Here is a 25,393-nt window from a genome sequence, read left to right as displayed (position 1 = left end):
GCGCGCCGTTCCGGCAACGCCGGCATAAGAACCACCGCCGCGCCGCTCCCGTATCCGGCGCGAGCAGCAAAAACAGGAGACCGCGACATGCCATCCGGCCAGCTCGATTTCATTCCCGCCGTCGGTACGGCGGACTTCACCCCGGAACAGGCGCGCCTGCTGACGCTGGCCAACCGCCTGGGCCGCGAGCGCTTCGCGCCGCGCGCGGCCACCTGGGACCGCGAGGCCAGCTTCCCGTTTGCCAACTACGACGACCTGCGCGAGGCCGGCCTGCTGGCGCTGTGCGTGCCGCAGGCGTTCGGCGGCGCGGGCGCGGACTTTGCCACCTATTGCATGGTCGGCGCCGAGATCGGCCGCTTCTGCGGCGCCACCGCGCTCACGTACAACATGCACATCTGCTCGACCATGTGGACCGGTGTGCTGTCCGACGGCATCGACATGACGCCGGCACAGCGCGCCGAGCACCAGGCCCGGCGCGAGCTGCACTTCGCGCGCGTGGTGCGTGAGGGCGCGGTGTACGCGCAGCCGTTCTCCGAAGGCTCGGCCGCCGCCGCGGGCAAGGCGCCGTTCGGCACCACGGCGCGCAAGGTCGACGGCGGCTGGGTGCTGAATGGGCGCAAGATCTTTGCCTCGCTGTCCGGCGCGGCCAACTACTACGGCATCCTGTGCACCGAGGACCGCGGCGACCAGCATCCGGACATGCGCGACACGCTCTACATTGCCGTGCCCGGCCAGGCGGATGGCCTGACCGTGACCGGCGACTGGGACCCGATGGGCATGCGCGGCACGGTGTCGCGCACGCTGCTGCTCCAGGACGTGTTCGTGCCCGACCACGAGCAACTGATGCCGCGCGGGGTCTACTACCGCGCCGCGCAGAACTGGCCGGCGATGTTCTTCACGCTGTCGCCGACCTACCTCGGCGTGGCACAGGCCGCGTACGACTTTACCGTGCAGTACCTGCGCGGCGAGGTGCCGGGGCAGCCGCCGGTCAAGCGCCGCATGTACCCGACCAAGCAGATCGCGGTGGCGCAGATGCGGATCCAGCTTGAGGCCATGCGTTCGCTGTTCTGGCGCGCAATCCATGAGGCCAGGCCCAATCCGTCCAAGGACGAGCGCCTGCGCTTGTACGCCGCGCACTACACCGTGATGGAAGGCGCCAACGATATCGCCCGGCTGGCGATCCGCACCTGCGGCGGCCAGTCGATGCTCAAGGACCTGCCGCTGGAACGGCTCTACCGCGATTCGCGCTGCGGCGCGCTGATGCTGCCCTGGACCGCCGAGCTGATCCTCGACCGCATGGGCCGCGAAACCCTGTACGAATCCGGCGAGCGCGACGAATGAGCACGCCGCCTCGTGCCACGCGGCCTGGTGCAACCGGGCTGGGCGCGCTGCCGGGCATGCTCCATGGCCATGCCGCCGCGGCGCCGGACCGGCCGGCGCTGCACTACCTCGGCCGGACCTTCACCTACGGCAAGCTGTGGCGGCGCGTCGAGCGTGCCAGCGCTCACCTGGCCGCAACCTGGGGCATCCGCGCCGGCGACCGCGTCGGCACGCTGTGCCTGAACCACGAACTGCAGCTGGTGTTGCTGTTCGCCTGCGCCCGCGTCGGGGCGATGTTTGTGCCGCTGAACTACCGGCTGGCGCCGGCCGAGTTGCGGGCGATTGCCGCCCACGGGCAACTGGCCGCGCTGTTCCATGATGCGGCCCATGAAGCGCTGGCGCGCGACGCCGGCGGCGCTGGCCTGGTGGTGCCGCTAACGCGGCTGGTCGACCCTCCGGCGCCGTTCGGCGTGGTCCATGCTCCGGTGCCGGACCATGCGCCGCTGCTGCTAGCCTATACCTCTGGTACCACCGGCAAGCCCAAGGGCGCGGTGCATACCCAGGCCGGCTTGCTGGCCAACGCGCGCGCCAGCTGGTGGGCGCATGGCATGACGCCGGACGACCACGTGCTGTCGGTGCTGCCGATGTTCCATGTCGGCGGGCTGTGTATCCAGACGCTTCCGGCGCTGCTGGCCGGCGCGCAGGTCACGCTGCATGACCGCTTCGCGCCGCAGGCGTGGCTGGACGCGGTGGCCAAGGTGCGGCCAAGCCTGTCGCTGATGGTGCCGGCGACGCTGCGCGCGGTGCTGGAGCATCCGGGCTGGGCCGATGCCGATCTGGCCGCGCTGCGCGGGGTGATGGCGGGATCGTCGACCATCCCGCGCTCGTATATCGAGGCATTCCACGCCCGTGGCGTGCCGCTGGGGCAGGTCTATGGCGCCACCGAGACCGGCCCGGTGTCGGTGGTGCTGAAGCTGGAAGATGCCATGGCGCGTCCCGGCTATGCCGGCTGGCCGCAGCCCGAGGCCGACGTGCGCCTGGCCGGCCCCGACGGCACCGAGGCGCCGCCGGGCGCGGTCGGCGAGCTATGGGTGCGCGGCGCCAATCTCATGGCCGGCTACTGGAACCAGCCCGACCACGGGCTGCCTGGCGGCTGGTTCCATTCCGGCGACCTGGCGCACCGCGATGCCGACGGCTGCATCGAGGTGGTCGGCCGCAGCAAGGACATGATCATCTCCGGCGGCGAGAACATCTATCCCGCCGAGATCGAGAACGTGCTGGTCGGCCTGCCCGGCGTGCAGGAATGCGCGGTGGTCGGCGTGGCCGATGCGCGCTGGGGCGAAGTGCCGGTGGCGGTGATCGTGCCGGCGCCGGGAGCGCCGCACGGTGCGCTCGCGGCCGAACCGCTGCGCGAGCTGCTGGCCGCGCGCATTGCCCGCTTCAAGCTGCCGCGCGAGGTGGTGCTGATGGACGACCTGCCGCGCAGCGCCCTTGGCAAGGTGCTCAAGCCGCAATTGCGCGCCATGCTCGAGGCCCGGCGCCGATCCGGCTGAATCCGCTGCAAACGCGCCGATCTGCGCTTATGCTTGAGGCCGTGGCACGACAGACCACAACCCAAGGGAGCGGCGCAAATGGAACATGGATTGGAAACCGCCACGCTGGGCGGCGGGTGCTTCTGGTGCCTGGAAGCGGTTTACCAGCAGGTCGACGGGGTCGTCGCGGTCGAGTCCGGGTACACCGGCGGGCATGTCGACCACCCGACCTACCAGCAGGTCTGCGAAGGCGCTACCGGCCATGTCGAAGTGGTGCGCGTCAGCTTTGATCCGTCGGTGATCAACTACCGCGAGATCCTCGAGATCTTCTTCGCCATCCACGACCCGACCACGCCGGACCGGCAGGGCAACGACGTAGGGCCGCAATACCGCTCGGCCATCTTTACGCATTCGGAGGCGCAGCGCGCGACGGCCGAGTACGTGATGCGCGAACTGGCCGCCGCCAAGGTGTTCGATGCGCCGATCGTGACGCAGGTCGAGCCGGAGCAGCCTTACTGGCGCGCCGAGGCCAGCCACCAGAACTACTACCAGGACCATCCCAGCCAGGGCTACTGCGCGTTCGTGATTTCGCCCAAGCTGGCCAAGTTTCGCCAGCAGTTCGGCGCGAAGCTGCGCAAGTAAGGGGCAAGGGCGGGCGCCGGCGCGGCGGCGCGGTCAGCGCTCCAGCCGCGCCGCGATGGCCTCGGCCAGCCGCACGCAGCTCAGCGGTGCGCAGCCTTCGGCGTTGTTGCTGACGATGACGATGGCGGTCTGCCCCGCGCGCAGCGTGCGCGCCACTACGTCTGCGATGGCGTGGCGGGTATCGGGATCGTCGTCGACGATGCGATCGAAGGGCGCATAGCGCTTCTCCGCGTAGGCGTAGGGACGGCCCGCATGCAGCATCCAGCGCAGCACCAGCGGGCCCGTCGCGGCTTCATCCATCAGGGCCTGCGCTGCCGCCTGCCGCGGCACCGGCGGCAGCCGGTCGCGCGCGGACAGGCAGAAGCGCACGCCGTGGCGGCGCAACAAGCGGATGTAGCGCGGCGTCAGCAGGGCCGGATCGCGCAGCTCGACGGCATAGGCGGCGTGCGGGGTCAGCGCGGGATCCAGCGCCGGCAGCGCGCCCAGGAAGGCATCGAGCCGCTCCAGGAATACCGCGCTGTCGGCCAGCGCGCCCATCGGCGACAGCTGGAACAGCAACGGCCCGCACTTGTGGCCCAAGCCGCTGGTGGCCGGCACGATGAAGTCGCGTGCCGCGATCTCTGCGTCCAGGAAGGCGGCGTTGGCCAGCCGGCCTTCGCCGTCGGGGCCGCGCAGCCAGGCGTCGCAGACGCTGGCCGGGGCCTTGACCAGGAAACGGAAGCCCTCCGGCACCTGCGCCGCATAGGACAGGTAGTCGGCCAGCGGGATCGGCCCGTAAAAGCCGCGGTCGATGCCGGCGGCGCGCAGCAGCGGGTGGCGCGAATAGGCGGCAAGGCCCTTGCGCGAGAGCAGGCTGTCGCCGTACTCGCCGTCATAGACCAGCCCGTTCCAGCCGGGATAGGCCCATGACGAGGTGCCGAAATACAGGTGCGGCGGCAGCCGCGCGGCGAGCGCCTGCAGCGCCGGCGATGCCGGCAACGGCTGCACGCTCTTGCCGCGCGCCGGTTTGCCCGGGGATTCGGGTGGGGCGGCCACGCCGCCAGCGGGTGTGGCGGCCGGGGCGGGCAGGGACAGCCCGCCAAAGAGATCTTCAGTCAAGCGCCTGGGTTGCCTTCAGTCGGTGCGGCCGATGGGCTGCTCGTAGATATAGCGGCGCGACCATGGCAGCGAGTCGGCCTGCAGCCCGGACTTGTGGCACACCACTTGGTAGATCGACATCTTCTCGGTCTCGAAGGCGTGCGCGCAGCCGGCCAGGTAGACGCGCCAGATGCGGTATTTCTTCTCGCCGACCAGGCTGCGGATGATGTCGCCGCGCGCTTCGAAGTTGTCGGCCCAGTGGTGCAGCGTGCGCGCGTAGTGGCGGCGCAGCAGCTCGACGTCAAACGCTTCCAGGCCGCCCTGCTGCAGCGTGCGCAGCACCAGCCCGATATGCGGCAGTTCGCCCTGCGGGAACACGTAGCGGTCCATGAACTCGGCGCCATCCATCGGCGTCGCGCCGTTGTCCGGGTCGGGCGAGGTGATGCCGTGGTTCATGGCAAAGCCGTCGTCGGTCAGCAGCTCGCGGATGCGGCTGAAATAGCCCGGCAGGTTGTCCTTGCCCACATGCTCGAACATGCCGACGCTGGTGATGCGGTCGAAGGTGCCGGCGGTGTCGCGGTAGTCCTGCAGCCGGATCTCGATGCGGTCGGACAGGCCCGCGGCCCGGACGCGCTCGGTGGCCAGCTCGAACTGGTTCTGCGACAGCGTGATGCCGACGCAGCGCGCGCCGAACTTCTGCGCCGCGCGCATCACCAGCGCGCCCCAGCCGCAGCCGATATCGAGCAGCGTCTGGCCGGGCTGCAGCCGGATCTTGGTCAGGATGTGGTCGATCTTCTTGAGCTGGGCGGTGGCCAGGTCTTCGTCACCGTGCTCGAAGTAGGCACAGGAGTAGACCATGTTGGGATCCAGCCAAAGCTGGTAGAAGTCGTTGGAGACGTCGTAGTGGTACTGGATCGACTCCTTGTCTTTCTGCTTGGTATGGGTGAAGTGCTGCGCCACCTTGTACAGCGCCCCGCCGGCGCGCCGCGTGGCCGCGGCCGAGAAGCCGTAGCCCACCTTGATGATGTCCGCCAGCCGGCCCTCGAAGTCGATCTTGCCCTGGACGTACGCTTCGCCCAGGTTGTCCAGGCTTGGTGTCAGCAACAGCGGCAGGGCCGCCGCTTCGCGCACGGTCAGCGTCACCACCGGCTTGTCGAATTGCCCGAGCGGGTATTCGGCGCCATTCCACAGCCGCAGGCTGACCGGGAGATTGGCGTTCTCTCGCAGGTCGGCGATCCAGTTGTCGAGTTGCTTTTCCAGGGTTTGCTTGAAAAACATGCGCTTTACCTCCCGATGGTTGCGGCACACGCTTCGGCGGACGCATCAGGCAAGGCGGGAACTGCGCGCAAACCTTGCACGATCCGTCGCGAGCGCTGCAAGAAAAGAGTAGCCAAGCGACGCCTGTCTCACTTTAATCCAATTCCGCAGCCTGTGCAGCGCACCGTCCGGAAGACCCTGCCGGCGTCCCGGCAGGGCGGTAGTGCGGACGCGCGAGGCGTCCGCCGGCCGGCTCAGGGCGACAGCCGCACGATCTGCCAGCCCGTGCCGGGCTGGATCCGGTAGGCGATGCGGTCGTGCAGTCGCGACGGCCGGCCCTGCCAGAATTCCAGTGCGGTCGGCACCAGGCGGTAGCCGCCCCAGTGGGGCGGGCGCGGCGGGTTTTCGCCGAACTTGCTGCGGTATTCCTGCTCGCGCTGTTCCAGAACGTCGCGGCCGGGCACTTCCCGGCTCTGCGCGGAAGCCCAGGCGCCCACCCGCGAGCCCAGCGGCCGCGTGGCGAAATAGGCGTCGCTTTCGTCCTCGGAGACCTTTTCGACGCGACCTTCGACGCGCACCTGGCGTTCCAGCTGCACCCAGTGGAACAGCAGCGCGGCGCGCGGGTTAGCCGCCAGGTCCAGGCCCTTGCGGCTTTCATAGTTGGTGAAGAAGGTGAAGCCGCGCTCGTCGATGCCCTTGAGCAGCACGATGCGCGCCGAAGGCTGGCCATCGGCGTCGACCGTGGCCAGGGTCATGGCGTTGGGTTCGGGCAGCTTGGCCGTGACCGCTTCGTCAAACCAGCGTTTGAACTGGCTCATCGGGTCGGGGGCCACGTCGGATTCGGACAGGGCGCCCAGCACATAGGTTCGGCGCAGGTCGGCAAGTTGGGTCATGTCGCAATCATCTGGGAATCGGTCCGGAAGCGCGGTGCGCCCGGGGGGCGGCGGCCGCAGGTCCAGCTGATTCGAGTATAGCGAATGCGCCGGGGGCCGCATTTGCGCGGCGACAAGCGGTACCGGGCGCAGCATCCGCAGGAATCACCCGCCGGCGCTCGGCTGTGCCGGCGGCGCCAGCGCCTTGCGTCCCTGGCGCCGCGAATAGTAGCCGGCCGCGCCCATCGCGCCCGCCATCGACAGGAAAATCGGCAGCATGCCCAGCGCCGTGCCGACCACGCCGAAGGTAAGCGGCCAGACCACCTGGCTGGTGTTCAGTACCGCCGAGCGCAGTCCCAGCGCCTCGCCCGCGCGGCCGTGCGGCGACGCGCTGTGCAGGATATTCATGACATTGGGCTGGGCGCTGCCCAGCGCCAGGCCCAGCACGAAGGCCAGTCCGCACATCAGCCAGAAGTGCGCGACAAAGGGGTAGGCCAGGTAGGCCAGCGCGCCGACCAGCAAGGCGGCGCGGATGATCTTCCATTCCGATAGCCGGCGCGACACCGCCGGCATCGCCACCCGGATGGCGAAGGTGGCGATGGCGAAGGCACCCAGCACCCAGCCGATCGAAGACGGCGACAGCCCGATGCGCGAGCCCTGGATCGGGATCAGGAACGCGTGCAGGTCCCATGCGGCCGACAGCACCGCGCTGGCGATGAAGACCGCGCGCAGTTCGGGATGCTGCAGCAGGTCCAGGGTGGAGTGGCGGGTGCCGTCCTCGATGGCGATGCGTCCGGCGTTGCCGCCGTGCGCGGGCAGCCGCGGCCGCACCCATTGCAGGCCCGCCTGCCCGGCCAGCGCCACCGCCGCCAGCACCGCGAAGGCAGGGCGGAAGCCCGCATGCTCGATCATGTAGCCCATGGCCACCGGCCCGAGCGTGCCGGACACCGACAGCCCCAGCGCATGCCAGGTGTAGTTGCGCAGCCGGGTGGCATCGGTAGAGACCTGCCCGATCAGCAGCTGCATCGCCACCTGGACCAGCATGAAGCCAACCCCGATCAGCGCGCACGACAGGTACAGCGCGCCCAGCTCGTGCCACAGCGCCGGCAGCAGCGTGCCTGCCACCACCATCAGCGAGCCCGCCGTCATCGGCTTGCGCGGGCCGATCCGGTCGATGCGCTTGCCGGCGCGGATTGCCAGCAGCATCGGCAGCAGCGCGTACAGCGACATCAGCACGCCCAGCGTAATGGTGGAAGCCTTGAGCGAAATCGCGAACAGCGACACCACCACGCGGCTGGCATTGAAAGCCACGTGGTTGCACACCGTCAGTGCGATCAGCCAGGTGATCGGCGGGACGGCGGCATGCGTCAGCGTCATGGGGGCGGGCGAAGGACGTTGGTGGGACCGTTCTCGGTGCCGGCGGAGCGCCGTGCCAAGGCGGCGAATCAGGAAAATGGCCGCAGACCTGCGGCGAAAACAAAGGGCGGCCGCAGCCGCGCCTTTCGAAGGACGCGTACGGGCGAGCCCGCGCCGCGTCCAATGCTTGCCATGCTTAAACTTCTTGTAAATGGCCGTTTAATTATGCGCCTGAGCGCGGCTCGGTACAACGGCAACGTGCGTCAACTTGTCGCAGCAGGGCGAAGTGTTGCGATTTTGTTTAATCCTCGGGCCGTGCGCGCCTTTGCGCGGGGCGGGGGGGCGCGTGGCGAGGCGGTTTATCCGCCCTGGTAGAACGACCGGTCGTTGCCCGGGCGCTGTGGCTGGCGCTGCCCCTGGCCCGCCGGCCGGGTCGGCTCACGCTGGCCGGTGGTGGAAGGCTTGCCGGTGCCGGCCGCAGCGGCCGGCGCACCGGGCCGGCTGGCCGCGGTCGCTGCGCCGCGGGTGTCGGCAGGCGCCGCCGCTGCCTTGGGATCCTGGTAGGTCTTGCCAGGCGGCGGCGCGGTCGGGCGCTTGCGCAGATCGGCCAGCAGCCTGGCGCACTGCGAGTCGTCGCCGCCCGGGGAGATGTCAAGCAGCGGCAGCACCGCGGTGGCCACCGGGGCCAGCAGCGCCAGCGACAGCGCGCCGCCGGCGCGCAGGGCCAGCACGCCGATATCGGGGCTGACCCGCGGGTGCTTCATGGTGCCGCCGACATACAGCGGCGAGCGCAGCGAGAAGATGCGCAGGCCCTTGGAGTCGGGGTGGATGGTCAGCGCCAGCCGCTCGCTGCGCAGGTCGATGCCGCCGGTGGTCTCGATCACCGCGTCGTGCGTGTCCAGCACGAAGGTGCGCGCACGCGCCACACCGTCGGTCATGGCGAAGTCGCTGACGCCGCAGTTGATCTGGACCGGCTTGTCGCCGAACAGCTTCGAGACTACCAGGCTGCCGACGTTCAGGCCGATCGCCTCGAGCAGGAACTTGCTGACCGTGCCGTTCTCGACCAGCAGCCGCGCCTCGCCGTTGGACGAGCCCAGCAGCGCAGCCACCGAATTGCCGGTGGCCGACAGCTTGGCGCTGCCGTTAAGCTCGCCGATGCTGGCGCGCATCAGGTCGACGGTCGGGAACAGTTGCTTGAGCTTCATGCGCCGCGCCGTCATGTCGATCATCGCGCCCATCGGCTCGCGCTTGCCGTCGAGGCGCACGGTCGAAACCAGGTTGCCGCCCGCCACGCCGAAGTTGAGCGGGTCGAGCAGCAGCACGCCGTCCTGCAGCTTCAGGTGCGTGACCAGGTCGGTGATCGGCAGCTCGGCATCGCGGATGATGCGCTTGCCGGTGAAATGCACGTCGGCGTCGATCTCGTCCCAGCGCTCGGTGCGGAACGGCGCCACCGGCAGCGCCTTGTCCGCCGGCTGGGCCACCGGGCTGTCCTTGGCCGGGCGGCCGGGCTTGGCGTCGGCGCCGATCAGCGGGGCCAGGTCGACAAAGCGCAACTGGTTCGACACCAGGTTGCCGGCCAGCAGCGGGCGCGGCTCGCGCTTGGTGAAGGTCAGCGTGCCGGACAGATCGCTGCCGCCGACCCGGCCGGTGAACTTCTGATATTCGTAGATCGAGCCTTCCTTGCGCAGCGTCGCCATCAGCCGGCCGCGGGTCTGGTACGGCGGTGTCGACGGCAACACGACGCCGGTCAGCGCATAGAGCTTGGCCATGCTGTCGCCGGCCAGGGTCAGGTGCACGTCGAGCGCAGCCAGGTGGGCCGGGTTGGTGACGGTGCCTTCGATCTGCGCGCGCGTGGTCCCCACGCGTACATCGGCCTGGATCGGGAAGGGCACGTCGGTATTGCGCAGGCTCAGCACGGTGCCGGCGCGGCCGTTGGCGTTGATGGTGGCGTCGTTGTAGCGTCCGGTGGCTTTCCAGCGCACGCCGTAGCGGCCGTCCGCGCCAGTGGCGGCGGCAGCGGATGCCGCGCTCGGCGCGGGCGCCGATGCCGCCTGCGGCGCGCTGCCCGGCGGCCCGGGCGGCACCGCCGAGGCCTGCGGCCCGACCAGCGCACCGTCGCGCGCCTTCTCGTAGAGCGGCGCATTGCCGATGGTATCGAGTTCGGCCTGCAGCTCGATCTTCTTGAGCTGGTCGGTCAGTGCCAGGTTGCCGCGCGCCAGCACCACCTCGCCGACATCCAGCTGCCATTTGGAGGCGCCTTTCTTCGGACCGGTTTCGAAGGTCCAGTTGTTGCGGGCGTCGGGCAGGCGCTCGAGCCATACCGCGGGGCTGTCGATGACGATCGAGGGCACGGCGATCTCGTGCGCCAGCAGCGGCAGCGGCCGCAGCACGAAGATCAATTCCTGCACCGTCGCCATGTTGGGCTGCTTGGCCCAGTCCGGGTTGCCGACGGTGATGTCGCGCGCCGACAGGCGCGGCCATGGCACCAGCGTACGCCAGCCCCTCTCGCCCTCGCCGCGGCGCCAGGTCACGGTCAGGTCGCCATTGATGGCAAAGGGACGGCCGATGGCTTCGGAGACGCGCTCGTTGAGCCAGGGCTTGATGCGGTTCCAGTCGAAGGTCAGGATCACGATCACCAGCAGCGCGATCAGCGCGACCGGTGTCAGGACACTCCACAGAACGACCTTGCGGCGCACGGGCATGAGGCGGGCTCTCCTGGCTGGCGGGGCGAACGGACCACTGCAGGTCTATTGTATAGTTGCGCGCTTCCCGTCCTTGTCGGGGACTGGCTGACATCGCCGCCGGAAAACGCCGGATTTTTTGCCCTGGCGTGGCCGTGCCCGGCGCGGCCGGCGTCCCGCGATCCAAGCTTTTCCTTATGAACGATGCCGCACACGAGCTGGCCAGCCTGCCTGAACCGCTGACCCATGAAAGCCCGGCCGACGACGATTACCACCGCCGCTTCGGCGGCGTGGCGCGGCTGTACGGCGCCGCTGGCCTGGCCCGCCTGGAGGCGGCGAGCGTGTGCGTGGTCGGCATCGGCGGGGTCGGCAGCTGGGCCGCCGAGGCGCTGGCGCGCAATGCGGTGGGCCGCATCGCGCTGATCGACCTGGACCATATCGCGCTGTCCAACACCAATCGCCAGATCCATGCCCTGGGCGACGCCTACGGGCGTGCCAAGGTCGAGGCCATGGCCGAGCGCATCGTCGCCATCAACCCGCGTTGCCGCGTAACGCAGATCGACGACTTCGTCACCGCCGACAACGTGCCGGACCTGCTTGGCGCCGGCCATGACTATGTGATCGACGCCATCGACGCGGTCCGGGTCAAGATCGCCATGCTCGGCTGGGCACGGCGCCAGGGCGTGCCGGTGATCACCTGCGGCGGCGCCGGTGGCCAGCTCGACCCGACCCGCGTGCGCATTGACGACCTCGCGCGCACGATCCAGGATCCGCTGCTGGCCAAGGTGCGCGCCGGCCTGCGCAAGCAGTGGGGCTTTACCCGCGACCCGAAAAAGAAGTTTGGCATCGCCGCGGTCTATTCGGATGAGCCGCTGCAATACCCGGAGCCCGAGCAGCAGGCCTGCGAGCTCGACGAGGCGCCGCCGGAGGCCACGGCCGGCGAGCCCGCCGCGCGCGGCCCTCATGGGCTGGCCTGCGCGGGCTTCGGCTCGTCGGTGGCGGTGACGGCGGTGTTCGGCTTTGTCGCGGCGTCGGCAGTGATCGGCGCGATCGCGCGCGGCTGAGGCCTTGCGCCACGGGGCCGTTCAGGCGGCCAGCGCGCGCAGCAGCGCGTCGACCTGGGCATCCCCCGGTGCCTGGTTATCAAAAAAGATCAGTTCCGGATAGTCATCGGGCGTGGGCATGAAGCGCCGGGTCCGGTACGCGTCCCAGTGGGCCAGCTTGTACGCGTCGTTGGGGTTGCCGCGCCGGATGATGCGCGCGTGGGCCTCGTCCTCGGGCAGGTGGACCCAGACCGTGCGCACCGTGGTGCCGGCGGGGACGTGCAGCCAGTCCGGGTCGTTCAGCAGGTGGGCCCGGATCTCGCGCGACAGCGGGCCGATCACGATCGCGCTGATGCCCAGCGCCAGGTTCTCGCGCGCGGTGTCGAGCAGGCCCTGGTATTCGGGGTCGCGCAGGTGGTCAAGGTAGGCCGGGCTGTCGCGGTCGTTGGGGTCGCCGGTGATGGCGGCCATGGCCGCGGCGCTGTAGCGGCCGTACAGCGTGTCCTTGTCGAGCAGGCAGAACGGCTCGCCGGTGGCCTGCATCAGCGGGCCGATCAGGCGATGGGCGAGGGTGGTCTTGCCGGTGCCGGCATGGCCGCAGAAGAAGATCAGTCGTGGCATGAGCGAAAGCGGTGGCGCTACGGGTGATGGACGGGGCGCATGGTCCACAGCATACCCCCTCGCTTGCGCCAGATCAGGCCCCGCACGCGCTGATTGGGTATCCTTGCCGTTTTTCTCCCACGCTTGCCGCCGCCTCCCATGGACGCCAAAGACCAGCTTTCCTCCGCCGGCCTGCCGGATCACCTGCATCTGGGCGAACCAGTCACCGATGCCACCCACGCCGAGTTCGTGCAGCTGCTGGCCGCCGTGGCCGGCGCCAGCGATGACGCTTTCCTGCCGGCGATGGACGCCTGGATCGACCACACGCGCCATCATTTCGCCCAGGAAGAGCAGTGGATGGAGGCCATGGCCTTCGGCCCGCGCCATTGCCACGCGGGCGAGCACCAGCAGGTGCTGGCGGTCGCCGTGGCGGTGCGCGACAAGGTGCACAGCGACGCCGAGTTCCAGCTTGGCCGCCGGCTGGTGGCTGAGCTGTCAGGCTGGTTCGACCATCACGTCAAGTCGATGGACGCGATGATGGTGGAGCAAATGCGCGAGCACGGCTTCACGCTGGTCGAGGGCCCCGCCACGGCGGCGTGATCGTGGCGGGCGCGGCGCTCAGGCCTGCCGCGCCGCGTCGCGGTCGATCACCACGAAGTATTTGCGCACCGGGGCCAGCACTTCGAACAGCCCCGTAAAACCGCCCGGTATCACGCAGGCATCGCCGGGGCCGAATTCCCTGGCCTCGCCGCTGTCGTCGCTGATGCGGATGCGGCCGCTGAGCACGTGGAAGAACTCTTCCTTGCCGGCCGGGAAGGCGATGCGCCAGGCGCCCGGCTCGCACGCCCAGATGCCGCAATCGAAATCGCCGTGCTGCGCGCTGTAGTGGGTCCAGGTGGTGCGGTCCGGATTGCCCGATACCAGCCGGTCGGCGCGCGGACGGTCGTGGGTCGGGGCGGGCGCTGACTTGAAATCGATCAGGCGGGGTGCAGACATGGCGATCGGCTTCCCGCTCAGTTCAGCGACGTGCTGAGTTGCCGGCGCCAGCGCGACACCACGTCCGGCCGGTCGGCCAGCATCTCGAACACTGACAGCATGGTCTTGCGGCCGATATCGTCCTCGAAGCCGCGGTCGGCGCGCACGATTTCCAGCAATTGCGCCAGCGCGGGCTCATATTGCTGGCGCGCGATCATCAGCCGCGCCAAGTCCCTGCGCGCGGCGAGGTCGCGCGGATCGTTGTCGATGCGGCTGGCCAGGGTGGCCTCGTCGGGCAGGCCGGCGGCATTCTCCATGGCTTCGATGCGGGTGCGCAGCGCGCCGTAGCCATCTTCCTGCTCGGCGCGCGGCGACAGCGCCGCGAATTCGGCCGTGGCCCGGTCAACGGCGTTGCCGTCCAGCAGGAAGCCGATATAGGCCAGCCGCGCCACGTCGGATTCCGGATCGGCCGCGATCGCATCGGCGAACAGGGTCTCGGCGCCGTCGCGGTTGCCGGCGGCGGCCAGTGCCTGTGCCTCGGCCAGCGGCGAGGGGGCCTGGCCCGGCGCCAGCCGGCCCAGGAACTCGCGCAGGCCCGACTCCGGCAGCACGCCGACGAACTGGTCCACCGCCTGGCCGTCGGCGATTGCCACCACATGCGGGATGCTGCGCACGCCGAAGTGCGCGGCCAGCTCCTGGTTCTCGTCGACATTGACCTTGACCAGCTTCCACTGGCCGTCCGACTCGGCCTCCAGCCGTTCCAGCATAGGGCCCAGCGTGCGGCACGGGCCGCACCACGGGGCCCAGAAATCGACCAGCACAGGCGCCTGGCGCGAGGCGTCGATCACTTCGGTTTCGAAATTCTGCAGGGTGACGTCGCTCATGGGGAATCCTGGACGGGAGAAAGGTGGGGATCAATACCCCTATTGTGAGGGCGAAGGCGCCGAATGCAACGCCCGTTGCCATGGGCCGACCGCGGCGGTTCGGGAAGTCCCCGGTTGAAAATAGAACGATCGTTCGGATATAGTCCTTGACCATACCGAAACACCCGGTCCGCGAGACCGCACAGGAGACCATCCATGCCGACCCCCGCCCGCCCGCATTTCCAGTTCTGGCCAAAGCGCCTGCCGACCGCCATCGTGCTGCCGGAAACGTCGCTGTGGGCCAACCTGGAGGTGTCGGCGCTGCGCTATGCCGACAAGGCCGCGATCCGCTATTTCGGCAACGCCACCAGCTTCCGTGCGCTGCACGAACAGGCCACCGCGCTGGCAGGCTGGCTGCAGCAAAAGGCGGGCGTTAAGAAGGGCGACCGGGTGCTGCTGTACATGCAGAATTGCCCACAGTTCATCGTCAGCTACTACGCCATCCTGCGCGCCGACGCGGTGGTGGTGCCGGTCAACCCGATGAACCGCGCCGAGGAATTCAAGCACTACGTCACCGATGCCCAGGCGCGCGTGGCGATCTTCACCGCCGACCTCGCCGCCGGGGTCGAGCAGGCTCAGGCCGAGCTGGCGCCGGCGGAGCGCCTGCAGCACCTGCTGGTGACGCAATATGCCGACGCGTTGCCGCCGGCCCACGAACATCCCGAAGACGCACCGCCGGCGTGGCTGACCACGCCGCATCCGTTGCCGGCCGGCGCCACCGCATGGGCCGACGCGCTGGGCGCTGGCCTGCAGCCCGGCCCGCATACCGCCGGCCCCGACGACATGGCGGTGATGCCCTACACCTCGGGCACCACTGGCTTCCCCAAGGGCTGCATCCATACCCACCGCTCGGTGATGCACAACATTGTTGGCGGCGCGACCTGGTCGGGTTCGGGCGCGGAATCGGTGGTGCTGTCGGTGCTGCCGCTGTTCCACGTCACCGGCATGCAATACGGCATGAACGGCCCGATCTACAGCGGCGCCACCGTGGTGATGCTGCCGCGCTGGGACCGCGAAGTGGCGGGGCGCCTGATCTCGCGCTACCAGGTCACGCACTGGACCAATATCCCGACCATGGTGATCGACTTCCTGGCCAGCCCCAACCTGGCCGAATTTGACCTGTCGAGCCTGCGCTATATCGGCGGCGGCGGCGCGGCCATGCCGCAGGCGGTGGCCGAGCGCCTGCGCGAGCAGTTCGGGCTGAACTACCTGGAAGGCTACGGCCTGTCCGAGACCATGGCGCCGACCCACAGCAACCCGTCGGACCGGCCCAAGCTGCAGTGCCTGGGCGTGCCGACCTTCAACACCGACGCGCGCGTGGTCGACCCGGTCACGCTCAAGGAGCTGCCGCCCAACGAGATCGGCGAGATCATCGTCAGCGGTCCGCAGGTATTCAAGGGATACTGGGGCAAGGAGGATGCCACCCGCGACGCCTTCATCGAGTTCGAGGGCAAGACCTTTTTCCGCACCGGCGACCTCGGCCGCATGGACGAGGAGGGCTATTACTTCATCACCGACCGCCTCAAGCGCATGATCAATGCGTCGGGCTTCAAGGTCTGGCCGGCCGAGGTGGAGAACCTGCTGTACAAGCACCCGGATGTGCAGGAGGCCTGCATCATCGGTACGCGCGACCCGTACCGCGGCGAAACCGTCAAGGCGGTGGTGGTGCTGCGCGCCCATGCCAAAGGCAAGACCACGCCCGAGCAGATCATCGAATGGGCCAAGGACAACATGGCCGCCTACAAGTATCCGCGCGTGGTCGAGTTCGTCGACGCGCTACCCAAGTCGGGCACCGGCAAGGTGATGTGGCGCCAACTGCAGGAAAGCGAGAACGCGCGCGCGGCAGTCTAAGGCAGAAGACGAAGCCAACGGTTTCGCCCAACCCCTCCCGCGAAACGCGAAGGGGCCCCCCTCGGCAGGCGGGTCGCTCAGTGCCCGCGCACCCGCATCAGCATCTTCACCATGGTCTTGTAGCCGCGCTCGCGCGCATGGCGCGTGGGCGTCACGCCTTCGCGGTCGGCCAGGTTGGCGTCCGCGCCCGCATCCAGCAGCAGCTGTACGGTATCCTCGTAGCGTGCGCTGCCGTCGCCGAGGATCACCGCCTCGAGCAGGGCGGTCCAGCCCAGGTCGTTGACGTGGTCGACGGCGATGCCGGCCTTCAGCAACAGCTTCACCACTTCGACATGGCCGTGCTGGCTGGCGACGATCAGCGCGGTGCCGTCGTAGCGGTCGGTGCTGGCGAGGTCGGCGCCATGCGCCAGCGCCAGCCGCACCACGTCGGCCTGGCCGGTGGCGGCGGCCAGCAGGAATGGGCTGTTGGCATCGGCATCCTTCAGGTTGACGTCGGCGCCGGCCAGCAGCAGCGTGCGCGCGACCTCGGTGCGGCGGTTCTGCACCGCCGCCAGCAGCGCGCTGCGGCCACGTTCATCGGCCGCGCGCGCCGAGGCGCCGGCAGCCAGCAGGCGCACCACCAGTTCCTGGTCGCCGGCGCTGGCGGCCGTGATCAGGTTGCGGTCGAGGGTGCCGATGGCATCGCGGCGGGTCGAGGCGTGGTTGGCCGTGCCGTGCGCGGGGCGCGTGGCGGGCTGGCTGGCGGCACCGCCGGCGGGCCGTGCCGCCAGCGTCTGGCTGCCTTGCGCTGCCAGCAGGCCACCGCCCATCAGCAAGCCCACCAGGCCCAGCAACTCATTGAGTGCTTGTCTGCGGGTGCGGGCGGCGGGGCGCGTCATGGCGGCAGCTCCTGGGCTCAGACAGTTTCGTGAAGGCTGGCCAGCCGCGCGGCGCGTTCGGCGTCGGCGGCATCATCGGCCTGCAACTGGCGCCACAACCGCCCGAGGTAGGGATCGTCGACGCCGTTGGTGGCCAGCCCCAGCAGGGTTTGCTGGAGGTATTCGCGCGCCGGGCCGTAAAGCCCGGCGGCATGGCGCAGCCGTTCCACCACGCTGGCGTCTGGCAGCCGGCCGGCGTAGGCCTCGTGGGAACGGTTCATGACGAAGGCCAGCGCGCGCTGCTCGGGCGCGCCGGCCGCGCCGACGCGCAGGCGCAGCCAGCGCGGATGGTAAGCGCCGGTCAGCATCTCGCGGCGCCACAGCACGCGAAACTCCTGCTCGACCACGTGGCAGGGCACGCGGAACACCATGCCATGGCAGCAGCCGCCGCGGTCCAGGCCCAGCACCAGGCCGGGATTGTCCCAAGTGCCGCGGTTGATGCGGGAATAGAGATAGAAGCCGCGGTGATAGCCGTGCACCGTGGCGCGCTGGCGCTCGGTATGCACCACCATCGGGTTCCAGATCAGCGAGCCGTAGCCGAAAACCCAGACATCGCCGCCCAGCGCGGGATCGTTGGGGCGACGCGCCAGCGTATCGGCCAGCGACTGTTCCAGCGCCGCCTCGGGCAACAGCGAGGACGCGACCGGGGTGCTGCACAGCGAGGTGCGCAGCCGGTCGGATTCGAGGTCCTGTCGCGTGATGGCCATGCTGCAAGCATAAATCAAAGCAGCGTCCCGGGCGGGCAGGGGAAATGCCACAAGTGGCAGTTTGGCTCGGAAATGTCCGAGTCAGCGGGCCGGGTGTGGGTGCCTGACAACGGTCAGGGCCGTGTGCCGCCGCTGCCACGCGCCATGGCCGGGCTGCGCCGCCCTTTGTCGGCGGTCAGGCCGGCGCGAAATGCGCGCCGCTGGCGGCGCCGAGTCCTTACAATGGGATCTCAATCCAACCAGGGGGAACCCGCGATGGCACGTACGCTTACGGTGGTGTTCGGCAGCGGCAAGGCGTTTGACTTCACGATCGGCACGGACGAGCTGGCCGCGGTCACCGAGGATGCCGCCTGGCGCTGGTTCGACCGGGAATACACCGAGCTGGACTGTCAGGCATCGAGCCCGGTGGGCAAGGTGCTGGTGATCGACAAGATCCTGAATGTCGCCAAGTTTTCGGGAGAAGCGCGCTTTTCCGGCGATGCTGCCTGGGCGCAGGATTATGCGCGCCATGCGGCGCGGCTGCTGGACCGCGACAAGGTCCGCGTCGATGTCGGCAACGCCGCCATCGGCTTCTGAGGCGCCCCGGGGCAGGGCGCCGGCACTGAAGACTTCAGCCGGACGCTGCCCCCGCGTGTACGGGAGCAGCGTCGCGCCGTCTTAGACCGCCAGCAGTTCCACTTCAAACAGCAGCGTGGCGTTCGGCGGAATCACGCCGCCTGCGCCGCGCGCGCCGTAGCCCAGGTCGGCCGGGATCACCAGGCGGCGCACGCCGCCCACCTTCATGCCCTGCACGCCCTCGTCCCAGCCGCGAATCACGTGGCCGGCCCCCAGCGGGAACACGAACGGGTCGTTGCGGTCCTTGCTCGAATCGAACTTGCGGCCAGCCTGGCCGTTCTCGTACAGCCAGCCGGTGTAGTGCACGGTGACGTGCTTGCCGGCGGTGGCTTCGGCGCCGGCGCCGACGGTGGTGTCTTCGTATTGCAGGCCAGAGGGCGTGGTTTGCATGGCGTATTTCCTTCCGATGGGAACAGACGTGGAGAGAAGTGAACGCAGCGCGGCTGCGTTCAGGCTTGGGCGCGCTGGAGCACATCCAGCGTCAGTTGCACGTTATGGTCGTCGTCGGCCACCCAGATATCGCCGTCCTGGATGGTCACCGACAGGCGCATGGCGCGCTGCGCCAGCCCGGCCAGCGCGTCGACAGCCTCTGCCGGGACATTGTAGACGGTGACGTTGCGCAGCTTGCCGGCCTTGCCCGCCATGCCCTTCCACCATTCGCGCGCGCTGGCGGCGTTGTAGGTGTAGACGGTCACGCGCTCGGCACGGGACGCGGCGCGTTTCAGGCGGGCTTCGTCGGGCTGGCCCAGCTCGACCCAATGGGCGATGTCGCCGGTCAGGCGCTTGTCCCACAGGTCGGGCTCGTCGGGCTCGTCCAGGCCGCGGGTGAAGGCCAGGGTTTCAGTGGCTTCGCAGGCAAAGGCCAGCAGGCGCACCATCATGCGCGCATCGTTCTCGGACGGGTGCTGGGCAATGGTCAGGCTGTGGCTGCCGTAGTAGGGGCGGTCCATGTCCGAGACGGACAGTTCGGCCTTGAAGATGGTGGATTTGAGCGCCATGAGGTGAAGTGAGCGGCAGGCGCCCCGGGCTGGGGTGCGTACGACGCAAAAGGCCGCATCATACGCGATTCAAAGCGGGCGATTCAAAGCGGGCGATTCAAAGCACGCCATGCTTAAGCCTGGCGGCTCAGCGCTTGCGGTATTCCTTCAGGTAGAAGCGCAGCAGCGCCGAGACCAGCAGGGTGCCGAGGAAGGCCGCGGCCACCAGCAGCGCCTGGCCGGGCGCGGTATCGAGCTGGCCCGCCAGGCCGAGACGGAACAGCCAGGTGGCGACCATCATCGCCAGGAACGGCATCAGCAGCGCGCCGCGCCCGTAGCTACGCACGGCCCACAGCGGGAAGCGGCGCAAAAAGTCGCCCGGAATGCTGCAGGCCAGGCAGGCGCCGGCCGCCGCCAGCGCGGCCGCCACGATGTCGCCGGTATGGATATCGAACATGGTCTCTGTCTCGCGTCGCCGCACACGCGGACGAGCGTGGCAGGAATTTGGCAAAGCGCTGATTCTACAAGAGAAATTTGTGGCGCAGGTGACGAGTAGGGTAAGCGCGGGGTTAGCGCGGAGCGCGCTCGGCGGGCGATGCCTCGACCGCCACTTGCAGCGTCACGGTGTCGCCGACCTCGGGCAGGAAGCGGGTCATGCCAAAGGCACTGCGCGGCACTTCAGCGCGGAAATCGCCACCGCACACCTGACGGCGCACGCCGAACAGCGTGACCTCGCCGCAGCTGAAGCGCTCGGCCACCAGGCGCACGGGCCGGGTCGCGCCATGCAGCGTCAGCTCGCCCTCCACCGCGGCAAGGCGGCCGGATTCCATCGAGAACCGGTCGGCGCGCAGCCGCGCCACCGGGTACTGGGCAATATCGAAGAACTGGGCCGAGCGCAGCACGCCGTCCAGCGTGCGGTTGCCGGTATCGACGGAACCCAGGTCCACGGTCACATCGAGCGCGCCGGCGCCGCTGTCCGCGTCATAGAGCAGGCGCCCGTCGATCTTGCCGAAGCGCCCGCGCACCGAACTGCGCTCGAAATGGCTGGCGGAAAAATAGACGGTGGTATGGGCCGGATCCAGGGTGTATTCAACCGGTGCCGCGTAGGCCCCGGCGGTGCCGGCGGCCGCCAGCAGAGCGAGCACGCGCAGGGCCATGACGCTCAGGGGACGAACACAGGCAGCAGGAAGATCCCCACCACCGTCAGGTAGCCGATGGTCCAGCACAGCGTGCGCAGCGTGGCGCGGTCGGTGATGTAGCACAGGGTGTAGAGCAGGCGTACCGCGATAAAGGCCATCGCCAGTTCGTCGATGCGGGCCTGCGGCGCCTGCAGGTAGGTGGCGCTCAGGACCGCGGCGGCAAAGAAGGGAAAAGCCTCGAAATGGTTGCGGTGCGCCATGTCGGCGCGGCGCGCGCGGCCGGACTGCCGTTCCAGCCAGCCGCGCGGGTCATGGTTGTCGAAACCCGGCGCACCGGCCTTGGCGATGGCGACCGTCGCCACCGGCAGGATGCCGGCCAGCAGCATGCACCAGAAAGCGATCGGCATGGTTTTCCTTTCGGTAGCGGTGCCGGCGCACGCCACACGGGCGGCGCCGGCCGGACCGCATGGTCAGGCCGCGACCACGCGGATCTCGATGCCCGCCAGGCCCACCACCTGCCCGGCGCGGATCTTCGCAGTCTTGCGCGATTCGGGCGCGCCGTCCACCGACACTTCGCCGGCCGCGACCAGCGCCTTGCCGGCGCCACCGCTGTCGCACACGCCCGCCAGCTTGAGCAGGTCGTTGAGGGCGATGAACTCGCCCTCGAGTGGGAAGGTGATGGTCTGCACGGCTGCCTTGCCAGGTTTGGCCATCACTTGCCCCAGCTGTCTTTCAGGCCGACGGTGCGGTTGAACACCGGCTTGCCCGGCGTCGAATCGCTGCGGTCGGCGACAAAGTAGCCATGGCGCTCGAACTGGAAGCGGTCTTCCGGCTGCGCCTCGCGCAGGCCCGGCTCAAGGTAGGCGGTGATCACCTGCTTGGAGTGCGGGTTGAGCGCATCGAGGAAGTTCTTGCCGCCGGCATCCGGATTGGGATCGTTGAACAGGCGGTCGTACAGCCGGACCTCGGCTTCATACGCGTGCGCCGCGCTGACCCAGTGGATCACACCCTTGACCTTGACGCTGTCGGCGCCCGGCGTGCCGCTCTTGGTGTCGGGCAGGTAGCTGGCATGCACGGCCACTACGTTGCCGTCGGCATCCTTGTCCACGCCGGTGCACTCGATTACGTAGCCGTACTTGAGCCGCACCTTGTTGCCCGGGAACAGGCGGAAATAGCCCTTGGGCGGGGTCTCGTTGAAGTCTTCGCGCTCGATCCACAGCTCGCGCGACAACGGGAACACCCGCTTGCCCAGTTCCGGCTTCTTCGGATGGACCGGGGCCGAGCATTCCTCGCTCTGGCCTGCGGGGTAGTTGTCGAGGATCAGCTTGAGCGGGTCGAGCACCGCCACGCCCCGCGCGGCGCGGCCGTCGAGGTCGTCGCGCACCGAGCCTTCGAGCGTGCTCATGTCGATCCAGCTGTCGGCCTTGGCCACGCCGACGCGGTCGCAGAACAGCTGGATCGATTCGGGCGTATAGCCGCGGCGGCGCACGCCCACCAGCGTGGGCATGCGCGGATCGTCCCAGCCGTCGACACGCTGTTCGTCGACCAGTTGCTTCAGCTTGCGCTTGCTGGTGATGGCGTAGGTCAGGTTCAGCCGCGCGAACTCATACTGGTGCGGCAGCGGGTCGCGGAACACGCCGCTGTCGCGCAGGTGCTCCAGCACCCAGTCGTACAGCGGGCGGTTGTTCTCGAACTCCAGCGTGCACAGCGAGTGGGTGATGTTCTCCAGCGCGTCCGAGATGCAGTGCGTGAAGTCGTACATCGGGTAGATGCACCACTTGTCGCCGGTGCGGTGATGGTGCGCGTGGCGGATGCGGTAGAGCACCGGGTCGCGCATGACGATATTGGGTGCGGCCATGTCGATCTTCGCGCGCAGCACGTGCTCGCCGTCGGCGTACTTGCCGGCGCGCATGTCGCGGAACAGCTGCAGGTTTTCCTCGACAGTACGGTCGCGGTACGGCGACGGCTTGCCCGGCTCGGAGAAGTTGCCGCGGCTGGCGGCGATCTGCTCGGCCGACTGGCTGTCGACATAGGCCGCGCCGCGCTCGATCAGGGTTTCGGCAAAGGCGTAGAGCTGGTCGAAGTAGTCGCTGGCGTAGTACAGGTGCGGCTGCTTCTGGCCGTCCTTGCCTGCGCTGTCCCAGGAGAAGCCGAGCCAGTGCACCGCGTCGATGATGGAATCGACGTATTCAGTGTCTTCCTTGACCGGGTTGGTGTCGTCGAAGCGCAGGTGGCAGCGGCCGCCGTAGTCGCGCGCCAGCCCGAAGTTCAGGCAGATGCTCTTGGCATGGCCGATATGCAGGTAGCCGTTGGGCTCCGGCGGGAAGCGGGTGATGACGGTTGGCAGCGGCTCGCCGGCCTTGTCCTGGCGGCCGGCGTAGGTGCCGGCGGCGAGATCCTGGTCAATGATGCTGCGCAGGAAGTTGGAAGCGGCGGGGGTGCTGTCGGTAGGCTTGTTGTCGTGGCTCATGATGGCGCCGGTTGGCCGGCCGCAAGCGCCTGGAGGCGTCGGGCCGGGTCGTCAGATTGCGTGGCGGAATGCCAATAGCGGGATTTTACCGTGCCGGCGGCGCCGCATGCCGTGCGCGCCGGTGCATTTGTGGACTTGTCCGTTGCCGACGCCGCCGGGCGCAGCGGAAAGTGATGTGCCGGAGTAGCATGGAGGCCCGTGCCGGCCGGCCGCGGCCGCGCGTCATCCATTGCAGCAGGAACGCCATGAACGCCCCCACCGAAGCGGCACAAGTGCCGCCCATGCCCCACGATGTCGTTGCCGCGCTGTGGCGCGATGCCGGCCTGCCGGCCGAGGCGCTGGCCCACCTGCGCCTGGACGGTGCCGAACCGGTACTGCCGTCGAGCTTTGCCGTGGGCACCGCGGCGCAGGCCAGCCTGGCCGCCTCGGCGCTGGCCGCCGCCGCGCTGTGGCAAGCGCGCGGCGGCGCCTGGCAGGAGGTCAACGTCGACATGCGCCACGCCATCACCGAGTTCCGCAGCGAGCGCTACCTGCGCGTCGACGGCGGCCCGGCGCCCGAGCTATGGGACCAGATCGCCGGCGTCTACCGTTGCGGCGATGGCCGCTGGATCCGCCTGCACACCAATTTCCCGCATCACCGCGACGGCGTGCTGCGCCTGCTGGGATGCGCCTATGACAAGGCGGCGGTGCAGGCGGCGCTGGAAAAATGGGAGGCCGAGGCGTTCGAAGCGGCGGCGTCCGACGCCGGCCTGGTGGTGGCCGCGCTGCGCAGCTTCGACGAATGGGACCGCCATGCGCAAGCCGCGGCGCTGCGCGGCCTGCCGCCGGTAACGCTGGAGCGGATCGGCGACGCCCCGCCGCAGCCGCTGCCGGCGCCGGTGTCCGCGCAGGCGCAGCCGCTGTCGGGCGTGCGCGTGCTCGATTTCACCCGCATCATCGCCGGCCCGGTGGCGGGCCGCACGCTGGCCGCGCATGGCGCCGACGTGCTGCTGGTCACCGCGTCGCACCTGCCCTCGATCGCACCGCTGGTGATCGACACCGGCCGCGGCAAGCGCAGTTGCCAACTGGACCTGCGCGATCCGGACGACAAGCGCACGCTGCACAAGCTGCTGCACGGCGCCGACGTGCTGGTGCAAGGCTACCGCCCCGGCGGCCTGTCCGATCTTGGCGTGGGCCCCGAGGCCGCGGCGCGCGCCCGTCCCGGCATCGTCTACGTGTCGCTGAGCGCTTATGGCCATGTCGGGCCGTGGTCGGCCAAGCGCGGCTTCGATTCGCTGGTCCAGACCGCCACCGGCTTCAACGCCGCCGAGGCGCAAGCGGCCGGCACTGATACGCCCCGCCCGTTGCCGGCCCAGGTGCTGGACCACGCCGCGGGCTACCTGCTGGCTTTCGGCGCGATGGCGGCGTTGCACCGGCGCGCGGTGGAAGGCGGCAGCTGGCACGTGCGCGTGTCGCTGGCGCAAGTGGGGCAGTGGCTGCGCGGGCTGGGGCGCGTCCCCGACGGGCTCAAGGCGCCCGAGCAGAAGATCGACGACGTGGCCGACTTGCTCGAGGCGGTGCCGTCGGGCTTCGGCATGCTGACCGTGGTGCGCCATGCGGCGCAGCTGTCGCAGACGCCGGCGCGCTGGACGCTGCCGTCCGAGCCGCTCGGCACGCATGCGCCGGAATGGCTGCCGCGCTAGTAGAGCGTGTTGCGCTGCCGCTCGGGCAGCTCGCGGTCATAGGCGGCGCCGTCGATGGCGTTCTGGCTCAGCGTGGCCAGGATCTCGCCGTTGCTCGGCAGCGTCTGCCGCGCGACCTGCGCCTGGGCGGCCCACAGGCGCGAGCGGATGAGTGCGCGGGCGCACTGGAAGAACACCGCCTGCACCGTGATCACCAGCACCGTGGTCGGCGCCTTGCCGTCGACCACGCAGCGCGCGATCAGCGCGGGGTCGACGCTGAGCTGCGCGGTGCCGTTGACGCGGATGGTCTCATTGATGCCGGGGATCACGAACAGCAGGCCCACGCGCGGATCGGCAACGATATTGCGCAGGCTGTCGATGCGGTTGTTGCCGCGCCGGTCTGGCAGCAGCAGCGTGCGGTCGTCCAGCACCTGCACGAAGCCCGGCGCATCGCCGCGCGGCGAGCATTCGGCCCAGTCCTGGCCGACCGTCGACAGCAGGCAGAAGGGCGCCGCCTCGATAAAGGTCCGGTAGTGCGGGTGCAGGTAATCGACTTCCTTGGATAGCGAGGGCGCCGCCGGTTGCGCGTAGAGCGCTTCCAGTTCGGCCAGCGTGGTGATGGCGTGCGGGGTCATGGCAGGCTGGGCGTTGGGGGCGAAAGCGTCAATGTAGCGCACAAGCGCAGCGGGGGCTTCGGCCCAGGCTGCTTGGCGGCCAGAGGTCGAGCCGCGCGCTGTCCGGATGGGCGCGGCGCACGGCGTCGACACTGCGGCGGACA

The 25,393-nt window shown here is 69.3% G+C and carries 26 protein-coding genes; 8 read left to right on the top strand and 18 right to left on the bottom strand.

What is annotated here, in order from left to right; all coding sequences use genetic code 11:
* The first annotated feature begins 87 nt into the window (after positions 1-87).
* The 3 genes from E5S69_RS18335 to msrA all read left to right on the top strand — a co-directional run bounded on the left by E5S69_RS18335 (position 88) and on the right by msrA (position 3,494).
* The gene (locus tag E5S69_RS18335; protein WP_171516065.1) at positions 88-1,341 is read left to right on the top strand and encodes an acyl-CoA dehydrogenase family protein; all 1,254 of its coding nucleotides are present in this window, start codon (positions 88-90) and stop codon (positions 1,339-1,341) included.
* Entirely contained in the window at positions 1,338-2,873 is a 1,536-nt protein-coding gene (locus E5S69_RS18330) for a class I adenylate-forming enzyme family protein (protein ID WP_171516064.1), read from the top strand. Before E5S69_RS18335 ends, E5S69_RS18330 begins: the two co-directional genes overlap by 4 nt.
* Positions 2,874-2,951: 78 nt before the next feature.
* A complete protein-coding gene (gene msrA, locus E5S69_RS18325; RefSeq protein WP_171516063.1) occupies positions 2,952-3,494 on the top strand; it encodes a peptide-methionine (S)-S-oxide reductase MsrA in 543 nt (180 codons plus the stop codon).
* A 33-nt stretch (positions 3,495-3,527) separates the two neighbouring features.
* Here the strand turns inward: msrA and E5S69_RS18320 are convergent, their stop codons facing one another.
* The 5 genes from E5S69_RS18320 to E5S69_RS18300 form a co-directional block, all read right to left on the bottom strand.
* Entirely contained in the window at positions 3,528-4,592 is a 1,065-nt protein-coding gene (locus tag E5S69_RS18320; protein WP_171516062.1) for a DUF72 domain-containing protein, read from the bottom strand.
* Between the two features lie 15 nt (positions 4,593-4,607).
* Positions 4,608-5,849: an SAM-dependent methyltransferase gene (locus E5S69_RS18315; RefSeq protein WP_171516061.1), complete on the bottom strand. Its 1,242-nt coding sequence runs from the start codon at positions 5,847-5,849 to the stop codon at positions 4,608-4,610.
* Between the two features lie 233 nt (positions 5,850-6,082).
* A complete protein-coding gene (gene pdxH / locus E5S69_RS18310) occupies positions 6,083-6,721 on the bottom strand; it encodes a pyridoxamine 5'-phosphate oxidase (protein WP_171516060.1) in 639 nt (212 codons plus the stop codon).
* Between the two features lie 144 nt (positions 6,722-6,865).
* The gene (locus E5S69_RS18305; RefSeq protein ID WP_171516059.1) at positions 6,866-8,077 is read right to left on the bottom strand and encodes an MFS transporter; all 1,212 of its coding nucleotides are present in this window, start codon (positions 8,075-8,077) and stop codon (positions 6,866-6,868) included.
* A 338-nt stretch (positions 8,078-8,415) separates the two neighbouring features.
* Positions 8,416-10,758: an AsmA family protein gene (locus tag E5S69_RS18300; protein ID WP_171516058.1), complete on the bottom strand. Its 2,343-nt coding sequence runs from the start codon at positions 10,756-10,758 to the stop codon at positions 8,416-8,418.
* Positions 10,759-10,934: 176 nt separating this feature from the next.
* Between E5S69_RS18300 and tcdA the strand changes: the two genes are divergently transcribed.
* Entirely contained in the window at positions 10,935-11,801 is an 867-nt protein-coding gene (tcdA, locus tag E5S69_RS18295; protein WP_171516057.1) for a tRNA cyclic N6-threonylcarbamoyladenosine(37) synthase TcdA, read from the top strand.
* A gap of 21 nt (positions 11,802-11,822) precedes the next feature.
* Here the strand turns inward: tcdA and E5S69_RS18290 are convergent, their stop codons facing one another.
* Complete coding sequence (locus tag E5S69_RS18290) at positions 11,823-12,401, bottom strand: AAA family ATPase (protein WP_171516056.1); 579 nt, start codon at positions 12,399-12,401, stop codon at positions 11,823-11,825.
* 138 nt (positions 12,402-12,539) lie between these two features.
* Between E5S69_RS18290 and E5S69_RS18285 the strand changes: the two genes are divergently transcribed.
* On the top strand, positions 12,540-12,980 hold the full coding sequence (locus E5S69_RS18285; RefSeq protein ID WP_171516055.1) for a bacteriohemerythrin: 441 nt from the start codon (positions 12,540-12,542) through the stop codon (positions 12,978-12,980).
* 18 nt (positions 12,981-12,998) lie between these two features.
* Here E5S69_RS18285 and E5S69_RS18280 read toward each other — a convergent pair whose 3' ends face one another.
* Together E5S69_RS18280 and trxA are read right to left on the bottom strand one after the other, a co-directional pair.
* Complete coding sequence (locus tag E5S69_RS18280) at positions 12,999-13,376, bottom strand: cupin domain-containing protein (RefSeq protein ID WP_171516054.1); 378 nt, start codon at positions 13,374-13,376, stop codon at positions 12,999-13,001.
* A gap of 17 nt (positions 13,377-13,393) precedes the next feature.
* Entirely contained in the window at positions 13,394-14,239 is an 846-nt protein-coding gene (trxA, locus tag E5S69_RS18275) for a thioredoxin (protein ID WP_171516053.1), read from the bottom strand.
* A gap of 195 nt (positions 14,240-14,434) precedes the next feature.
* Here trxA and E5S69_RS18270 point away from each other — a divergent pair, with 195 nt between their 5' ends.
* On the top strand, positions 14,435-16,129 hold the full coding sequence (locus E5S69_RS18270; protein ID WP_171516052.1) for a long-chain fatty acid--CoA ligase: 1,695 nt from the start codon (positions 14,435-14,437) through the stop codon (positions 16,127-16,129).
* Between the two features lie 77 nt (positions 16,130-16,206).
* On the opposite strand, the gene E5S69_RS18265 is transcribed toward E5S69_RS18270, so the two are convergent.
* Both E5S69_RS18265 and E5S69_RS18260 read right to left on the bottom strand, forming a co-directional pair.
* Positions 16,207-17,007 carry an ankyrin repeat domain-containing protein gene (locus E5S69_RS18265; protein WP_171516051.1) on the bottom strand — a complete coding sequence of 267 codons (801 nt, stop codon included), beginning with the start codon at positions 17,005-17,007 and terminating at the stop codon, positions 16,207-16,209.
* Positions 17,008-17,024: 17 nt separating this feature from the next.
* Positions 17,025-17,753: a gamma-glutamylcyclotransferase gene (locus E5S69_RS18260; protein WP_171516050.1), complete on the bottom strand. Its 729-nt coding sequence runs from the start codon at positions 17,751-17,753 to the stop codon at positions 17,025-17,027.
* Positions 17,754-18,008: 255 nt separating this feature from the next.
* On the opposite strand from E5S69_RS18260, the gene E5S69_RS18255 reads away from it, so the two are divergent.
* Entirely contained in the window at positions 18,009-18,329 is a 321-nt protein-coding gene (locus E5S69_RS18255) for a hypothetical protein (protein ID WP_171516049.1), read from the top strand.
* A gap of 81 nt (positions 18,330-18,410) precedes the next feature.
* Here E5S69_RS18255 and E5S69_RS18250 read toward each other — a convergent pair whose 3' ends face one another.
* The 7 genes from E5S69_RS18250 to E5S69_RS18220 all read right to left on the bottom strand — a co-directional run bounded on the left by E5S69_RS18250 (position 18,411) and on the right by E5S69_RS18220 (position 22,954).
* The gene (locus E5S69_RS18250; RefSeq protein ID WP_010813699.1) at positions 18,411-18,758 is read right to left on the bottom strand and encodes an FKBP-type peptidyl-prolyl cis-trans isomerase; all 348 of its coding nucleotides are present in this window, start codon (positions 18,756-18,758) and stop codon (positions 18,411-18,413) included.
* 59 nt (positions 18,759-18,817) lie between these two features.
* Entirely contained in the window at positions 18,818-19,366 is a 549-nt protein-coding gene (locus E5S69_RS18245) for a YaeQ family protein (RefSeq protein WP_171516048.1), read from the bottom strand.
* A gap of 127 nt (positions 19,367-19,493) precedes the next feature.
* Positions 19,494-19,802, bottom strand: coding sequence for a hypothetical protein (locus E5S69_RS18240; RefSeq protein WP_171516047.1), 309 nt, complete (start codon positions 19,800-19,802; stop codon positions 19,494-19,496).
* 112 nt (positions 19,803-19,914) lie between these two features.
* The gene (locus E5S69_RS18235; protein ID WP_171516046.1) at positions 19,915-20,502 is read right to left on the bottom strand and encodes a YceI family protein; all 588 of its coding nucleotides are present in this window, start codon (positions 20,500-20,502) and stop codon (positions 19,915-19,917) included.
* 5 nt (positions 20,503-20,507) lie between these two features.
* Positions 20,508-20,891, bottom strand: coding sequence for an MAPEG family protein (locus E5S69_RS18230; protein WP_171516045.1), 384 nt, complete (start codon positions 20,889-20,891; stop codon positions 20,508-20,510).
* A gap of 63 nt (positions 20,892-20,954) precedes the next feature.
* Positions 20,955-21,197 (bottom strand): RNA-binding S4 domain-containing protein, encoded by a 243-nt coding sequence (locus E5S69_RS18225; protein WP_010813694.1) that lies wholly within the window; start codon positions 21,195-21,197, stop codon positions 20,955-20,957.
* Positions 21,197-22,954, bottom strand: coding sequence for a glutamine--tRNA ligase/YqeY domain fusion protein (locus E5S69_RS18220; protein WP_171516044.1), 1,758 nt, complete (start codon positions 22,952-22,954; stop codon positions 21,197-21,199). Before E5S69_RS18220 ends, E5S69_RS18225 begins: the two co-directional genes overlap by 1 nt.
* Before the next feature lie 245 nt (positions 22,955-23,199).
* Between E5S69_RS18220 and E5S69_RS18215 the strand changes: the two genes are divergently transcribed.
* Positions 23,200-24,636, top strand: a complete 1,437-nt coding sequence (locus E5S69_RS18215) for a CoA transferase (protein ID WP_171516043.1) — start codon at positions 23,200-23,202, stop codon at positions 24,634-24,636.
* Here E5S69_RS18215 and E5S69_RS18210 read toward each other — a convergent pair.
* Positions 24,633-25,250, bottom strand: coding sequence for a pyridoxamine 5'-phosphate oxidase family protein (locus E5S69_RS18210; protein ID WP_171516042.1), 618 nt, complete (start codon positions 25,248-25,250; stop codon positions 24,633-24,635). The genes E5S69_RS18215 and E5S69_RS18210 overlap by 4 nt on opposite strands.
* Between the last annotated feature and the right edge of the window lie 143 nt (positions 25,251-25,393).

It is taken from the genome of Cupriavidus necator (assembly GCF_013141915.1).
GTDB lineage: Bacteria > Pseudomonadota > Gammaproteobacteria > Burkholderiales > Burkholderiaceae > Cupriavidus > Cupriavidus necator_B.
This window is presented reverse-complemented; position numbering and strand designations above follow the sequence as displayed.

Excerpts from the sequence above, each read along its gene's own strand:
- pdxH (WP_171516060.1), bottom strand. The coding sequence starts at position 6,721 with ATGACCCAACTTGCCGACCTGCGCCGAACCTATGTGCTGGGCGCCCTG.
- E5S69_RS18210 (WP_171516042.1), bottom strand. The coding sequence starts at position 25,250 with ATGACCCCGCACGCCATCACCACGCTGGCCGAACTGGAAGCGCTCTAC.
- E5S69_RS18265 (WP_171516051.1), bottom strand. The coding sequence starts at position 17,007 with ATGACGCGCCCCGCCGCCCGCACCCGCAGACAAGCACTCAATGAGTTG.
- E5S69_RS18250 (WP_010813699.1), bottom strand. The coding sequence starts at position 18,758 with ATGCAAACCACGCCCTCTGGCCTGCAATACGAAGACACCACCGTCGGC.
- E5S69_RS18315 (WP_171516061.1), bottom strand. The coding sequence starts at position 5,849 with ATGTTTTTCAAGCAAACCCTGGAAAAGCAACTCGACAACTGGATCGCC.
- E5S69_RS18290 (WP_171516056.1), bottom strand. The coding sequence starts at position 12,401 with ATGCCACGACTGATCTTCTTCTGCGGCCATGCCGGCACCGGCAAGACC.
- E5S69_RS18260 (WP_171516050.1), bottom strand. The coding sequence starts at position 17,753 with ATGGCCATCACGCGACAGGACCTCGAATCCGACCGGCTGCGCACCTCG.
- msrA (WP_171516063.1), top strand. The coding sequence starts at position 2,952 with ATGGAACATGGATTGGAAACCGCCACGCTGGGCGGCGGGTGCTTCTGG.
- E5S69_RS18235 (WP_171516046.1), bottom strand. The coding sequence starts at position 20,502 with ATGGCCCTGCGCGTGCTCGCTCTGCTGGCGGCCGCCGGCACCGCCGGG.
- trxA (WP_171516053.1), bottom strand. The coding sequence starts at position 14,239 with ATGAGCGACGTCACCCTGCAGAATTTCGAAACCGAAGTGATCGACGCC.
- E5S69_RS18270 (WP_171516052.1), top strand. The coding sequence starts at position 14,435 with ATGCCGACCCCCGCCCGCCCGCATTTCCAGTTCTGGCCAAAGCGCCTG.
- E5S69_RS18245 (WP_171516048.1), bottom strand. The coding sequence starts at position 19,366 with ATGGCGCTCAAATCCACCATCTTCAAGGCCGAACTGTCCGTCTCGGAC.
- E5S69_RS18300 (WP_171516058.1), bottom strand. The coding sequence starts at position 10,758 with ATGCCCGTGCGCCGCAAGGTCGTTCTGTGGAGTGTCCTGACACCGGTC.
- E5S69_RS18305 (WP_171516059.1), bottom strand. The coding sequence starts at position 8,077 with ATGACGCTGACGCATGCCGCCGTCCCGCCGATCACCTGGCTGATCGCA.
- E5S69_RS18240 (WP_171516047.1), bottom strand. The coding sequence starts at position 19,802 with ATGTTCGATATCCATACCGGCGACATCGTGGCGGCCGCGCTGGCGGCG.
- E5S69_RS18230 (WP_171516045.1), bottom strand. The coding sequence starts at position 20,891 with ATGCCGATCGCTTTCTGGTGCATGCTGCTGGCCGGCATCCTGCCGGTG.
- E5S69_RS18255 (WP_171516049.1), top strand. The coding sequence starts at position 18,009 with ATGGCACGTACGCTTACGGTGGTGTTCGGCAGCGGCAAGGCGTTTGAC.
- E5S69_RS18335 (WP_171516065.1), top strand. The coding sequence starts at position 88 with ATGCCATCCGGCCAGCTCGATTTCATTCCCGCCGTCGGTACGGCGGAC.
- E5S69_RS18285 (WP_171516055.1), top strand. The coding sequence starts at position 12,540 with ATGGACGCCAAAGACCAGCTTTCCTCCGCCGGCCTGCCGGATCACCTG.
- E5S69_RS18330 (WP_171516064.1), top strand. The coding sequence starts at position 1,338 with ATGAGCACGCCGCCTCGTGCCACGCGGCCTGGTGCAACCGGGCTGGGC.
- E5S69_RS18220 (WP_171516044.1), bottom strand. The coding sequence starts at position 22,954 with ATGAGCCACGACAACAAGCCTACCGACAGCACCCCCGCCGCTTCCAAC.
- E5S69_RS18225 (WP_010813694.1), bottom strand. The coding sequence starts at position 21,197 with ATGGCCAAACCTGGCAAGGCAGCCGTGCAGACCATCACCTTCCCACTC.
- E5S69_RS18280 (WP_171516054.1), bottom strand. The coding sequence starts at position 13,376 with ATGTCTGCACCCCGCCTGATCGATTTCAAGTCAGCGCCCGCCCCGACC.
- tcdA (WP_171516057.1), top strand. The coding sequence starts at position 10,935 with ATGAACGATGCCGCACACGAGCTGGCCAGCCTGCCTGAACCGCTGACC.
- E5S69_RS18215 (WP_171516043.1), top strand. The coding sequence starts at position 23,200 with ATGAACGCCCCCACCGAAGCGGCACAAGTGCCGCCCATGCCCCACGAT.